The organism is Streptomyces sp. NPDC042259, from assembly GCF_055582085.1.
Genome location: NZ_JBVJDW010000002.1, coordinates 601367 through 615609, shown reverse-complemented (window position 1 = coordinate 615609; position 14243 = coordinate 601367). Strand labels below are relative to the sequence as shown.

Below are 14243 nucleotides of genomic sequence, written 5' to 3'. Positions count from 1 at the left end.
ACCACCCGGGGCCCCGGCCCCGATGAAAGCCCCGTCCCGGGACCGTGAGCCGCCACCGGCCCACGCCCGGGACGGCGCGCCTGCCCGGTGTGGCCGGCTCCGCGGCACCGTCATGCGGCCGGCAGGTCACGGACCTGCCGGTCGTACTCCTCCAGCACCTGACGCAGCTGCGCGATGGCTTCGGCGGGCAGCTCCGGCGGCTCGGACTCCGAGACGTAACGGGCGGCCGCGGTCAGGGCCGCCAGTTCGTACGCGTGGAACGTGCCCCGCAGCACCATCGGGCGGATCCTCTCCAGTTCCATCGGTCAGCCCTGGGACCGCACGTACTCGACGACCTGCGCCAACTCGGCGGCGAAGCCGTCATAGTCCTCCTGCATGCCATTGATGTAGGCGCTCCACCCCAGGCTCGCCTTCGCGTAGTGCACGGCCTCCTGGATCTCCTCGTCCGTGGCGCCGAAGAGCTTCGCGGCCTCGGTGTGGAACAAGGTGCAGTAACGGCACTTGGTCTCGGAGTGCAGACCGACGCCGATCAGTTCCTTGTACTTGTTGGGTATGAGTGTCTCGCCGAGTTCGATCCTCTTGAAGATCTCCCACTCGGGTGCGAGCAGTTCGGTGGGGATGGTGGAGAAGAAGTGCGGGACGAGGCCCAAGGTCTCCTTGATGTCGGCTTCGATCTCGCCGCGATTGACCGTGGCAGCCATGACGGCTCCCTCCTCAAGGAGCGCCGCGCGCCCGCCCGGGGCCCGTTCGTGCTGGTCACGAGCTGGAGAGGCACCGAGATCCATCAGGGTGCGAAGCAGGGTGGACTCTGCGACGCTCGCGGCCCTCACCTTCCACTCAAGCACGAGGAATCCCCGCTGTCACGGGTGGCTGTCACGGGTGACCTCGGGAGCCCTTGGGTACGGACCGTAAGTGTTCGTATCCGGCGGGCCACCGGGCCGGGCGGCCCGCGCCCGGGGGCCGCGGGGCGGGGTTTCCCCTTCGGGCAGTCGGCGCTGCCCTTCCCGGCGGCGGCCGGGCCTGGACGCCCGGGACCGCCGCCCACGAGCCTGGGAGCCGGAAGCGGTCCGGCCGCGGAAAGGGCGCCGAAGCGGTGCGGCCACTCGAGGGGAGCCACACATGCACACGCGACACCACGGCGGCGAACACGAGCACGAGCACGACGAGACGGCGCAGCCCGGCAAGGCGGCGGACCCCCGCGCCCCCGGGGAATTGTCCCGGCTGTACGAGGCGGCCGCCTCGGGGCGTACGGACGTGGTCGGCCGCTCCGGGATGGGCGCCTTGCAACGAGCCGTGGGCAACGGGGCCGTACGGTCGGCGCTGCGACGGCAGACACCGGAGGAAGCCCCGCCGCGCTCCCCGGTCCACGACGTGATCGCGTCCGGCGGCGGCCGGTCCCTTGACCCCGAGACCCGCACCGACATGGAGGCCAGACTCGGCGCGGACTTCTCCGACGTCCGGGTGCACACGGGCGCCGCGGCACACGAGTCGGCGCGGGATGTCGGCGCCCGCGCGTACACGGTGGGCAACGACGTCGTGTTCCAGCGCGATGCCTACGACCCGTCCTCGCACGCGGGGCGCACCACGCTCGCCCATGAGCTGACCCACGTCATCCAGCAGCGCAGCGGCCCGGTCGAGGGCACCGAGGCGCCGGGCGGGATCCGGGTGAGCGATCCCGGCGACCGCTTCGAGCAGGAGGCCACGGCCAACGCCGAGCGGGTCATGGCACGGCCCGCCCCCGCCGTGGCGCCGCCCGCCGCCCCGGCCCCTGCCCCCACCCCCTCGGCCGCCCCGCCGGTGCAACGGCAGACCGAGGACGAGGACGAGGAACCGGCCGACGTCCAGGGGTCGTTCGTCCAGCGGGCCACGGAAGGCGGCGGCGAGGAGGAAGAGGAAGAGACGCCGCCGGAGTAGCGGGTGCCGCGGCCACTGACCGTTCCCGGCCGCCGCGCTCAGCCGTTGTCCGGCTTCTCCGCCCGCAGGGAGCCACCGAGGAACATCGACTCCGAGCACTGCGACGGAGTCGGCGCCTTCACGGGCCTGCCCACTTCGCGGCAACTGACCGACAGCGTGACCCGGCCCCCGGCGGGAACCTCGATCGGGGTCACGAAGTGGTAGTCGGAATCGCGGAAGTTCTCCAGCGCCAGATTGAAGTGCTGTTCGTCCTGGATCGACACCACCAGCGTGCCCGCGTCACCCTGCGGGTTCTGCAGCACGATGTCCGTCAGCTCGAACGTCTTGCCCTCGGGGACCACCATCGCGGAGGAACTCTGCGGCCCGCCGCCGACCGAGTCGCGCACCTCCACCCGGGCGCTCTTGGGCGCCGCGGGCCCGCCCGGCTCGCCGCGCTTCGGCGAACCGGCCGACGGGCCGGGCGAGGCCGGGGAGCCGGAGGCCCCCGAGGAGCCTGACGAACCGGCCGTGGCGCCCCCGTCGGCACCGCCCGGCGCGTTCGGGCCGCCCGACGGCTGCCCTTGCGAGCCCGCCGTACCGCCGCCCCCCTTCGGTCTGTTGTTCACGGCTCTCTCGACCGCGTCCGGTGTGATCGCCTCCCGCGCCGCCGACCGCACGGTGGGCCGGAGCACCGCGAACCAGAGCCCGACCAGCACGCCCACCAGCAACGCCGCCACGATCAGCGCGCGGGGCAGCCAGCCCGGCAGGATGGCCTGCTGCTCGTACGTGCCGTCCAGCACTTCCGGCTCGTGCGGTCCTTGCCCCTCCACCGGCCGCGGTACCACCGCCACCTGGAACGGATGGGTGACCGGTGCTCCGCGCCACAGCCGCTTGGCCGGGCGGACCCGCAGCTTCGCGAACCGGGCCTGGCCGGGCGGGACGGCGCACTCGGCGGGATCGAAGGCCAGCCGGGCCCGCTCGTCGTCACCGCGCGAGGTGAGCAGCACCGTCACCGGGATATTGCCCCGGTTGTCCACCGCGACCTTGTGCCGTCCGCGCCAGACGCTCCGCGAGGTGCGGGGCACCAGCTCGGAGGTGATCTCGGTGAACGGCAGTACCGTCACCACACTCTCGGGCACCACGGTGTCGCCCGGGGCGCCGGTGGGCACGACGCGCAGGCCGAGCGGTGTCTCGCCGGGCACGACGTCGCTCTCGCGCGGTGGCCGGAGCCGCAGGGTCGCGGAGCCGGACGCGCCCGGATAGAGGGACAGGGACGGCGGCTCGACGGTGGTCCAGCCGGCACACGGCCCGACCACCTCGAACACGAATTCCTCGACGGTGGTACCCGAATTGAGCACCCGCAGGGGAAGTCCGGCCTCGCCACCGGGCTCCACGGTGACCGAAGACGCGTCCAGGCTCGCCGAAACACTCATGCGCGCACGCTACGGGCCGCTCCCCGGGCGGCCAGCGGCCGCACAGGAACACTTTCGGGCAGATCGACGTTCGCGCTGAGACATCGTCAGTTTCCCTGGGGAATACTGAGCTTGCCGGGAAACGAGGGGGTGGGGCGAGCTGCGCATGCCCGCATGGACATGACAGACACATGACAGGTGCATTCGACAGGCATCACATCGGTGGCTCGGCACGGACCGGTGGCTCGGCAAGGGAGGAACGATGTGAACCAGACAACCGCTGACCGCATCATGGTCGACCTGAGAGCACAGGACCCCATCTCGCAAGCCGGCGTGGCGAGCCAGCTGCGCACCCGCCCCGAAGTACGGCTCGTCGACCGGGGCGGCGGGCAGGAGGCCCAGGTCGTGGTGATGGTCGTGGACGTCGTCGACGAGGTCGCCCTGCGGGTGCTGCGGCAGATCCAGCGGGCCGGCACCGCGCGCGGGGTGCTGGTCACCACGCAGATCGACGAACAGCAACTGGTGAGCGCGGCGGAATGCGGCTTCGTCGGAGTCGTACGGCGGGCCGAGGCCACCGGGGAACGGCTGGTGCAGGTGATAGGAGCCGTGGCGCGGGGGGAAGGGCATGTGCCGGCCGATCTGCTGGGCAGCCTGCTGGAGCAGGTGGGCCGTCTGCAGGGCGAGGTGCTCGGGCCGCGCGGCATCAACTTCAACGGCCTCTCCGCCCGCGAGATCGAGGTCCTGCGCCTGGTCGCCGAGGGATACGACACCGCCGACATCGCCCTGAAACTCGCCTACTCGGAACGGACCATCAAGAACGTGCTCCACGCGGTGATGACCCGGCTGAACCTGCGCAACCGCTCCCACGCCGTGGCCTACGCGCTGCGCCAGGGCCTGATCTGAACGACACCGCGGGACGTGCCCCTTCGGGCACGGCTTCGCACCCGAAGGGTTGGCTCGCCCACCGCTGCGGGCGCGGGCAGGCGCACGCGAGGGTGGGGCGGCCGGGGCCGGGACAGTCGATGGTGAACGGGGTGGAGCGTGCGGGGAGTTCAGCGATTACTGTCGTGGGCGGCGGGCTCCGGAACGGGTTCCGGCACGGGCTTCGCGGCGAGGCCCCGCACGGGCCCCGGCAGGCGCCGCCGGGCGGGCGTCAGGGCGGCCCGGATCGGCTCGGTCGCCGTCGTGCTGGCGCTGCTGGTGGGCGTCGTTCCCGGTGCCGCCGACGGCCGCGGCTCCCCGGAGTGGTGGACGGTCCGGCCCGACACCGTCGCGACGACGCTCGCCCCGGGCGCGTCCCTCCGGGTGGACAAGCAGGTGCGGACGCCGGTCGTGCCGCCGCGGCCGGACGTGGTGCTGCTGGTGGACGGCACCATCAGCATGGCGGAGACCATCGGGAAGCTGAAGACGGAACTCGGCACCATCACCAAGACGGTGCGGGACGCGCAACCGGACTCCTGGTTCGCCGTGGCCAAGTACGGCGACGTCACCGACGGGCCGAAGGCGTTCAGCGTGCTCCAGGGGCTCACGGGCAACCTGAAGGACGTCCAGGAAAAGGGGGTCGACCAGCTCAAGGCGGACCTCGGCGGCAGCAGCCCGCCCGTCGAGGACTGGATCAACGCCCTGTGGCAGGTCGCCCGGGGAGCGGACGGACAGACGGCGTTCCGCGAGGGTGCCAGCCCCGTCGTGGTCCTCATCGGTGACGCCTCCAGCCACGACCCCAGCCTCGGACACACCCTCGACGACGCCATCGGCGCCCTGCGGAACAGGAAGGCCCGCGTCGTCGCCGTCGACATCGGCACCCCCGTCGGGGACGGTCTCGACGGTGACGGCAAGCCGAAGGAGCCCCACGAGCCGAACCAGGGCACCAAGGTCGCGAACGCCACCGGGGGCACGATCCTCAAGGGCGTCGACCCCAAGCGGGTGGCCGAGAAGATCGTCGAAGGGCTGACCGCCCTGCCCACGACCGTCAGCCACCGCACGACCGGCTGCGACCCCGCCCTCGGCGTCACCCTGGAGCCGGCGACGCGCACAGTGACCAGCGGCACCACCGTCGCCTTCACGGAGACCGTCACCGCGGCGAACGACGCCCCCCAGGGGCAGACGCTGCGGTGCACGGTCCAGTTCCTGATGGACGGCAAGGTGCCGGGAGGAGCCGCACCGCCACGGGCCGAGGCCGGCCCCGGCCCCGTGCCCGCCTACCACGAACGGATCGAGGTCGCGGTGCGTGACATCACGGCCCCCCGGGTCACGGTGGACGACCAGGCGGTCGAAGCGACGGGCAGGGACGGTGCGCGGATCGACTACACCGCGACCGCGAACGACGCGGTGGACGGTGACCTGCCGGTCACCTGCACCCCCGGCCCCGGCTCCCTCTTCCCCCTGGGCACCACCCACGTCACCTGCGCGGCGACCGACTCCGCAGGCAACAAGGGCACCGGCACGGCCACGTTCACGGTGCGCGACGCGTCCGGCCCGCAGGTCACCCTCGACGACCGCGTCGTCGAGGCGACGGGCAAGGACGGCGCGAAGATCGACTACGTCGCCACGGCCAAGGACACGGTGGACGGTGACCTGCCGGTCACCTGCGTCCCCCCGCCGGGCTCGCTCTTCCCGCTGGGAACCACCGAAGTGAGCTGCACCGCCACGGACTCCGCGGGCAACAAGGGCACCGACACGGCCGCCTTCACCGTCCTCGCGGCCCCCCTCCCGGTCGCGGCGGACCTCGCGGTCACCGCGAGCGTGCTGCCCGTGCCCGACTACGTCGGCAGGACCACCCGGGCGCGCTTCACCCTCACCAACGCCGGCCCCAGGGTGGCGGAAGGCGTCGTGCTCACCACGGACTGGCCGGCCACGGCCGACTCCGGCCGCCCCGTGGTGGGACGGCTCTCGGCCTGCGACCGGGACAACCCGTGCCGCATCCCGGTCGGCGGCCGGCTCACCGTCACCCAGCCGGCGGTGTACGCGGCACCCGTCGACGGCGCCGTACGGGCCACGGTGCGCGGCGCGCTGCGCGACGTGGGGCAGGGCGACAACACCGCCCTCGCCCGGATCCGCGTCCTGCGGCCGGAACTCACCATCACACCGGAGGTCGGGCCGCCCGGCCAGGTGGTACGGGCACGCGGCAAGGACTTCCCGCCCGGCTCGGCCGTACGGCTCACCTGGCGGCCGGGGATCACCGCCGCCCGGTCGGCGGTGCGCGTCGGGCGCGACGGCACGTTCGAGGCCCAGGTGCTGGTGCTGCGCAAGGACCGGCTCGGCCCACGCGAACTGCGGGCGGAGGTCCGGGGACTGGAGCGGCTCCAACGGCCGTTCCTGGTCGTCCAACGCAAACTGAACCCACCGGACTTCGCGGGCCGGGGCTGAGACGGCAGGGGACACACCGGTGATTCACGAAGTCGACGAGTCCCTGCGCGCGCTGCTGCGGGACGACGCCCTGGAAGGCGCCCAGATCGTGGTGGCCTTCGACGCGCCCACACGGGACTGGGCGGCCAAGGTCAACGCGCCGACGGTCAATCTGTACCTGTACGACATCCGGGAGGACACGCGGCGCCGCGAACGCGGGCTGCACAACGCGTACGACGAGACCGGTGTCGTCGTGGCCCGCCGCCGGCCACCGCGCTACTTCAAGCTCTCGTACCTGATCACCGCGTGGACCAAGCGCCCCGAGGACGAACACCGGTTGCTCTCCGCACTGCTCGCCTGCCTGCTGCGGCACGAGGCCCTGCCCACCGAACGGCTCACCGGCTCCCTGGCCGAGATCGGCGTGGCGGTGCCCATGACCATCGCGCTGCCCCCGCCGGAGGACCGGTCGTTCGCCGACGTGTGGAGCGCGCTCGGAGGCGAACTCAAACCCTCACTCGACCTGGTGGTGAGCGTGCCGGTGACGGCGTCGCCGGTCTACGAGGCCGGTCCGCCGGTCGGCGAGGAGGGCGTGCGGCTCGGCTTCTCCGGCATCCCGCCCGAGGAGCGGAGCGGCACCGAGGAGACCTACCGGAGGACACCGGACGGACGGCGGCTACCGGTCTACGGCACCCGCCCGGGGGCACCGGGCATCGCCTCCCGGGTGGCGGAGGCGGACCGGGAATGAACGAGGACCCGAGCCTGCGCCACCTCCTGAGCCGCGCGGTCGCGGTCGAACGGCGCGTACGACGTGCGGTGGAGGCGAGACAGCGGACGGACCCGGACCCGGACGACGAGTTCCGCGGACTGTACTTGAGCGACGAGCGAGTACGACGGCTGCTCGACGAGGGCAGACCCATCGCGGTGCCGGAGCCGGTGTTCACGGGCGATGCCGATGCCGATGCCGACGCGAATGCCGATGCCGATGCCGGTCCGGCCGGACTGACACGGCTGGACGCCCTGATGAAGGCGTTCGACCTGACCGATCTGGACGCGGAGATCCTGCTCATCGCCCTGGTCCCGGACCTGGACGACCGTTTCGAGGCCCTCTACGGCTACCTGAACGACGACGTGACCCGACGCCGTCCCTCCGCCGGACTGGCCCTCGGCCTGTGCGGACTGCCCGCCGCCGACGCGGACGCGCGGGCCCGGCTGGGCCCGTCGGCGCCGCTGCGCGCGGGCGGGCTGTTGCTGGTGGAGGAGGGGGAGCGCCCCTTCCTGGGCCGGGAGTTACGGGTCCCGGACCGGGTGACGTCCCACCTGCTCGGCGACGACACCCCCGCCCCCCGGATCGCCGACCTGCTCGCTCCCTGGCACGACGTGCCCGGAGTGGGCGACCCGGGACCGCTGGCCCGCGGCCTGGACGGCGGCATCCACCTGGCGTACCTGCGCGAGGAGCAGGGCGGAGCGGGCACGGCCCTGGCGGCCTCCGCACTGACCCGTACGGGCCGGGGAACGCTGGGGGTGGACCTCGAACGCCTGGCCGCGGACCCGAACCCGGCGGAAGCGGTACGCGTCCTGACCCGCGAGGCCCGCCTCACCGGTGCGGGCCTGGTGTGCGGGCCGATCGACGCCCTGGCCCGGGAGAAACCGGAGACGATCCGCAGCCTCGCCGACGCGCCGCTCCCGGTGATCCTGGTGGGCCGCGCCCCGTGGGACGCGACGTGGTCGGCCCGCCCGCCGTCGCTGCTGCACGCACCGAGGGTGGAGCCGGCGGCGAGATCAGCCCTGTGGGCCAAGGCGTACCCCGCCACGCTCCCCCCGGACCTGGACGTGACCCGGGTCCTGTCCCCGTTCCTGCTGTCCCCGGACCAGATCGCCCGCGCGGCGAGGAGCGCGGCACAGGCATCCGTCCTCGACGGCGGCACCCTCACCCCGGACCACATCCGCGCCGGCGCCCGGGGCCAGAACGCGGCGGGCCTGGACCGCCTGGCCCGCCGCATCGAACCGGCGGTCGGCTGGCCGGACCTGGTCCTCCCACCGGACCCCCTGACCCAGCTCCGGGAACTGACCTCCCGGGCCCGCCACCGGGACCGGGTCCTGGGGGAGTGGGGCATGCGCCCCGGCGGCGGCCGGGGACGCGGCGTGACGGCCCTGTTCGCGGGAGACTCGGGCACGGGCAAGACGATGTCGGCGGAGGTGATCGCGGCGGACCTGGGCCTGGACCTCTACACGGTGGACCTGTCGACGGTCATCGACAAATACGTCGGCGAGACGGAGAAGAACCTCGAACGCATCTTCTCGGAGGCGGCCGGAATCAACGGCGTCCTGCTCTTCGACGAAGCCGACGCGATCTTCGGCAAACGGTCGGAGGTGAAGGACGCGCACGACCGCTACGCGAACGTCGAGAGCGCGTACCTGCTGCAGCGCGTGGAATCCTTCGACGGCCTGGCGATCCTGTCGACCAACCTACGAGCCAACCTGGACGACGCGTTCACCCGCCGCCTGGACCTGGTGATCGACTTCCCCGTCCCGGACGCGGCGCAGCGCCTGCTGCTGTGGGAACGCTGCCTGGGCCCGGTGCTGCCTCGCTCGGCGGGGCTGGACCTGGAATTCTGCGCGGAGTCGTTCGAGCTGACGGGCGGCAACATCCGCTCGGTCGCGGTGACGGCGGCGTATCTGGCGGCGGAATCGGGGGAGCCGGTGACGATGCCGGATCTGATCCGGGGGGTGCAGCGGGAGTACCAGAAGCTGGGCCGCTTGACGCTGGCCTCCGAATTCGGGCCGTATGTGGGGCTGCTGACGGGCTGACCGCCGGCACCCACTCCCATCAAACCTGCATGCGGGCCGCTACCTCGCTCTGGGAGCGGCACGGTTCCTGGCGCATGTCGGCGAGACGGTGTGCGCGTGCCTCCGAGACCATGCGCTGAGATCCGGCTGTGATCTCGTCGAGGTCCTCGGCGTCGAAGACCTCACGCTTGACGTCGTCCCACGGGTGAAAGCTTGTCATTCCTGCCCATTCTCTGCCGTTGTTCGAGATGGCCCAGCCAGGCGGCGTAATGAGCCTCCGCGAGGGGAATCGACTGGCGGTACCACTCGGACCGCTGCCCGGCCTTGTCTCCTGCTACGAGCAGGACGCGTTGCGCTGGCGGTCGAAAAATAAGCAGGATCCCCACCTCGCTGGCCCCCGGTCGAGCCGGGGCGTACCTCTTGGAGGTTAAGCGGTCCGGCCTCTCTGGGTGCTTCAAACCATGACATACGGGGCCTGTGCGTCGTCCCCCGCGCTCCGCACGGCTTGAGCCAGGGGCTGAGATCCATGACGGGCGCGGCCTACAACGACTGCAAGCCCGCTCGCGTTGCCGCAGTGCTGTGCTTGAACTCTAGTTGCGTCAGTCCCTCGTCACCCACTGGGGCGCCTTCTGCCAGGCGGAGCGGTCGAACGCATCCGTCCAATGGGTAGTCATAAACCCGGCCTTGGACCGATTTAAAATTTGACGAACTGCTGCCGTCGAATCAGATAGATTCACCGCTCCAAGACTCACTCGGGCCTGCATTACGTCAGCGTGAGGGAGTTTAAATGTCAACATCTCCATTTGCCCACCGGCCGGACTGCCGGTTAATTCGCTAAAATCTCGACTTGGCCCCTCTGTTGCTATGATCACGCATTTTTCCTCTTCGTTTACGGTCGGATTTTGCCCTGCGGTCCATGTTGAGTCCAGCCCGTCCGCTGAGTAAGGGCCGAATCTACCGCACGCTCGGTAGCGTGAGACGTCCGCAATCGACAAGGTTATGCGCCATGCCAGCCCAAATAAATCTCTCCAGTCTGGCGCTTCCGGGTCATAAGAAAAATAGGGGCTGGCAAACCTCTCCACGGTCCAGTGTTCGAGTTCTCCGAAACAGACGTCCAGAGTGTCCAAGAACCCGGAAATCAATACGCGATCCCCCTTGTTGATTCCTAGATATTCTGGTGAGGTCACATCGAATCGGCACTGTACCTTGGCGCCATTTGTGCGGCACAAGGGATTCCAGAGCTGGAAGTTTGGGTTTGCGATGCTTTTATTGTTCATATTAGGCTGACCCATTCCTTCATTCGCCGCTCCCGCGGAATCGTGAAGTTACGGAGTAGTCGTCAATAGCATCACCCCCTTTGCTTGAATTGCAGCTTTTGCACATGGGGACCAGATTGGGTATATCGTTGTAAAATGCGGTACGTACGGGATGTTTGCAATCTCGCCCTCTCGTCATCCAGTGAACGGAAACGGATGGTTGACTGTGGTCCAGGCTCAATAGCCCTTTGTCTTCCCGGGGGTCTGCCAAATGTTCAGGCCTGCCTCCGTGAGAAGGGCAGACGTATGTGCCTTCGACTCTGCGCAGGGGGTCGTGCTGCCAGGTTGGGGCCTTCTTCTCATTCTCCATTCTCGTGCGTTCATTCTCGCGCCAGTCGATGGTGGCTTTTCTCCAGCCACCATATACTCGGGGGCGGAAGTTCTCGCCTCTGTATGCCTTCTTCAACTCTCCATCAACCACCCATTTCGACGCGTGGCCGAGCGATTTAAGGCTCCTGAGCCCATAATCTCTGCCCACGCGTTCCAGGAGTTCCGCCATGTCATTTACCTTCGAATTTACGGTATCTTCGATATGTCTCCTCTCTCGCATGTAAACGGATTCCCGGTCCAGCTCGGCAAGCTCCATTAATATAATCTCGAACTGTTTGATTATTCGAGGCTTGTCCGGTGTGTTGGGAACCTCTTTTATGGCTTGGCGAGTGAGTTGTTGCAGCTTCTCTATTTTTCTTGACGCCATGCCAACGTCGACCTTGCCGTGTGTGGCCGTAGCGTGTAATGTGTGAGGCTCTCCGTTCATTTTGAGATGTCGTTTGACGGATACTTTTACTCTGTTTTCGCTTTCCTTGTCGCCCTTTCCGCTTCTGTCTTCCCCTTTCCTCTCTTTGTTATTTTCGGCGCGCATTTTCCAGAGCTTCTTGCCCGCCTTCGCCAAGAAGTCCACGATCCTGTCGATCGCACGATTCACCGGCCGCGAAACCGCGTGAAACACCTGCTTCACCTTGTTCGCCAGCCCCCCGACCCCCACCAGCGCCGCCAAGAAGCCGATCAGTAAGGGAACGCTCGCCGCCAGCGCGCCCTCGACCATTTTCGGAACGCCCGCCTTGCCGCCGTTCGCGATGGCGATGACCGCGTCCAGGACCGCGTTGACGAAATCGACCACCTGCGCGCCCTGGTTCACGATGAACGTGACGATGTCGATGATTCCCTTGACCGCCCTGACAAAGGCGGAGGCCGGGTTCAGCAGGGACACGATCCAGGTGATGCCCGCGATCAGAACCGTCGGGATCAGATAGCTCTTGAGTTTCTGGAGGATCGAGCCCTTGAGGTCACCGGCCTGGGCGGAGATTTCCTTCGACGCGCCCGCCGGGCCCTCGCGCTGCAACGCCCCCGCCACCGGCACCTGTTGTTCGACCGCGCTCATCGCCTGGTCCGGGACGCCCTTGCGGACGACTCGCGCGCGGATGTTGTCCCACGTCAGGCCCAGCAACGAGCCGATGATCCGGATGATGCCCTTGAGGTCGAACTTCGCCGGGAGTTCCAGGCCCGCCTTCACCGCCGTGCCCAGGAGCCAGGAGACCAGGCCCTTTTCCAGGTGGTCCGCGATGTTCCCGATGAAGAGGTTCAGGCCCGCGCCCACCGCCTGGACCAGGTTGCCCAGGAAGCCGATCGGATCCTTGATGATTTTCATGATGGCTCCGGCGGCCTTCGCCAGGATGCCCATCAGGAGATTCTTCAGTTCGTTGATCGTCTTGATGACGCCGACGATCGCGTCCTTCGCCTTGTCGATGAGGCCCTTGTTGGCCTCCTGGAGTTTCTTGATCTCCTCGTCGATCTTGTTGAGGGCCTGTGTGTACTTGGTGGCCAGCTCCTGCACCAGCTGCTGGGACTTCTCGTTGACCTCCGATTCCAGGTCGTCGAACTTGCCCGCGAAGTCCGCGGCCGCCTCCTGGCCGAACTGCCGTAGGTCGGCGGGGAGTCTGTCCACCTCGGCCTTCAGTTCGGCGCGGCCCTTCGCGATGCGGGCCTTCGCCTTGCCCAGTTCGGCGCCGATCGTGTCGGCGATGCCGGAGATGACGCCCTGCATCTGCTGGACATAGAGCTTGCGGGACTCCTGGTAGAGCTGGTTCGCCGCCTCCGGCAGGCCCTTGAACTTGTCCTTGACCCAGCGCAGCTTTCCCGTGAATCCCGAATAGCGCTTCTTCTTGTACGCCTTCATCCGGCGTTCCTGGTCGGCCATGAACGCGTCGCGGGCGGTCTTCTCGCCGCGTGTGAACTGGTCGTCGACCGTCTTGTCCAGGCCGGACAGGGTGCCTTCGACGTCCTTCTTCGTTTCGTCGAAGATTCGTCCGAGCCTGGCCGTGACCTCGGCCCGCTTCCGTTCGTCCTTCGACTTCGTCTCGCCCTTTCCGCCGTCGACCTGGCGGCCCGCCTGTGCGCGCGTGGCCGTCAGCGACGCCATCGCCCGGGTGCCGGCCGCCGCCGCGTTCGCCTTCGCGTCGTCGAGCTGCCGGCCTTCCGCGGCCTTGCCCAGGGCGGGGGCCTTCGCCGAGTCCTGCTCGGCTTTCTTCTTCTCCGACAGGGCCTGGTCGAACTCCGGCTCGTTGCCCTTGGCCAGTTGTTCCTCGGTGACGTCCGCGTCGGCCAGTGCCTGGTCGTTCTCCCTCGGGCCCTCGGAGAAGTCCGTCACCGCCGCCGGTTGCTTCGCCGGTATCGCCGCTTCGGCGCTCGGAGCGCCCGGGTTCCCCGGTGGCTTGTCCGGGGTCATCGGGGTGACGGGTTTTTCCTTGGCCGCCGAGGTGTCGGGGGCGGCCGCCGTCGTGGTCTCGATGTCCTTGGCCGAGGACTTGCTGCCCTCCGCGACCTTCCCGTCGACCTGTTCCTTGACCTTCTCGGCTTTCCCCGACTCAGAGAACTTGTCCGCCTCGTCGAGGTTCTTCGGCGCCTGGGCCGCGATCGCGTCGTTGACCGCCTTGATGAACGCCGCCTTGTCGAACTCACCCGGCTTCGCCGCGTTCATCTTCTCGGCCTGGGCCGCCTTGCCCTGGGCCTGTTTGTCGTCCGGCGGGGCCACCGCCGCGTCCTGCGCGGCCTTGGACTCACCGGCCGCCGGCGGGTGTTGCGCGACCGTCCGCTTCTTCTCCGCGATGTCCGCCGTGACCTCGCGAAAGCCCGGTGCCCGCGCCGGCGGGGGCTGCACCACCTCCGCGTAGCGCTGTGCCACCAGACGGGAGACCGCCGCGTTTCCCGCCGCCCCCTGAAGCCCCTGAAGCCGCTGAACGGCCGAGCGGTCCGGCCCCCGGCCCCCGGTCGGCGGGGCGGACAACCCTTCCGGCGCACGGGGCGCACGCGTCGTAGGCCCGTCCGCCTCGGACGGTGTTCCGCGATCCTTCGCGGTGACCTTTTCCGGGGCGGCCTTCACGACATCACCCGGTCGTCCCGTGCGTGCCCGACATGGGTCGAGCATGAGTGCGGCCGAGGGGCCGGGCCCCAAGCTCAGGGGGCCGGAACCGGGGTAACGCCGTATGTCCGT

Annotated in this window: 11 protein-coding genes; 5 read left to right on the top strand and 6 right to left on the bottom strand. The window is 69.3% G+C overall.

Going from position 1 to position 14243, the window contains the following annotated elements; translation table 11 throughout:
- Positions 1-110 precede the first annotated feature (110 nt).
- Positions 111-302 carry a hypothetical protein gene (locus ACZ6MA_RS07360; RefSeq protein ID WP_469431795.1) on the bottom strand — a complete coding sequence of 64 codons (192 nt, stop codon included), beginning with the start codon at positions 300-302 and terminating at the stop codon, positions 111-113.
- Positions 303-305: 3 nt separating this feature from the next.
- On the bottom strand, positions 306-701 hold the full coding sequence (locus ACZ6MA_RS07355; RefSeq protein ID WP_469431794.1) for a carboxymuconolactone decarboxylase family protein: 396 nt from the start codon (positions 699-701) through the stop codon (positions 306-308).
- 418 nt (positions 702-1119) lie between these two features.
- Here ACZ6MA_RS07355 and ACZ6MA_RS07350 point away from each other — a divergent pair, with 418 nt between their 5' ends.
- Positions 1120-1914 carry an eCIS core domain-containing protein gene (locus tag ACZ6MA_RS07350; RefSeq protein WP_469431792.1) on the top strand — a complete coding sequence of 265 codons (795 nt, stop codon included), beginning with the start codon at positions 1120-1122 and terminating at the stop codon, positions 1912-1914.
- Between the two features lie 38 nt (positions 1915-1952).
- Here the strand turns inward: ACZ6MA_RS07350 and ACZ6MA_RS07345 are convergent, their stop codons facing one another.
- Positions 1953-3326: a COG1470 family protein gene (locus ACZ6MA_RS07345; protein ID WP_469431790.1), complete on the bottom strand. Its 1374-nt coding sequence runs from the start codon at positions 3324-3326 to the stop codon at positions 1953-1955.
- Between the two features lie 270 nt (positions 3327-3596).
- Here ACZ6MA_RS07345 and ACZ6MA_RS07340 point away from each other — a divergent pair, with 270 nt between their 5' ends.
- From ACZ6MA_RS07340 to ACZ6MA_RS07325, 4 genes are all read left to right on the top strand, one after another.
- A complete protein-coding gene (locus ACZ6MA_RS07340) occupies positions 3597-4208 on the top strand; it encodes a helix-turn-helix transcriptional regulator (protein ID WP_469432273.1) in 612 nt (203 codons plus the stop codon).
- A gap of 138 nt (positions 4209-4346) precedes the next feature.
- The gene (locus ACZ6MA_RS07335) at positions 4347-6671 is read left to right on the top strand and encodes an HYR domain-containing protein (RefSeq protein ID WP_469431789.1); all 2325 of its coding nucleotides are present in this window, start codon (positions 4347-4349) and stop codon (positions 6669-6671) included.
- 19 nt (positions 6672-6690) lie between these two features.
- Positions 6691-7395, top strand: a complete 705-nt coding sequence (locus ACZ6MA_RS07330; protein WP_469431788.1) for a Pvc16 family protein — start codon at positions 6691-6693, stop codon at positions 7393-7395.
- Positions 7392-9458, top strand: a complete 2067-nt coding sequence (locus tag ACZ6MA_RS07325) for an ATP-binding protein (RefSeq protein WP_469431786.1) — start codon at positions 7392-7394, stop codon at positions 9456-9458. Before ACZ6MA_RS07330 ends, ACZ6MA_RS07325 begins: the two co-directional genes overlap by 4 nt.
- Before the next feature lie 19 nt (positions 9459-9477).
- On the opposite strand, the gene ACZ6MA_RS07320 is transcribed toward ACZ6MA_RS07325, so the two are convergent.
- The 3 genes from ACZ6MA_RS07320 to ACZ6MA_RS07310 all read right to left on the bottom strand — a co-directional run bounded on the left by ACZ6MA_RS07320 (position 9478) and on the right by ACZ6MA_RS07310 (position 14132).
- Positions 9478-9657 (bottom strand): hypothetical protein, encoded by a 180-nt coding sequence (locus tag ACZ6MA_RS07320; protein WP_469431785.1) that lies wholly within the window; start codon positions 9655-9657, stop codon positions 9478-9480.
- 379 nt (positions 9658-10036) lie between these two features.
- Positions 10037-10714: a hypothetical protein gene (locus tag ACZ6MA_RS07315; protein WP_469431784.1), complete on the bottom strand. Its 678-nt coding sequence runs from the start codon at positions 10712-10714 to the stop codon at positions 10037-10039.
- Positions 10715-10733: 19 nt separating this feature from the next.
- Positions 10734-14132 carry a phage tail protein gene (locus tag ACZ6MA_RS07310; RefSeq protein ID WP_469431783.1) on the bottom strand — a complete coding sequence of 1133 codons (3399 nt, stop codon included), beginning with the start codon at positions 14130-14132 and terminating at the stop codon, positions 10734-10736.
- Positions 14133-14243: the final 111 nt, after the last annotated feature.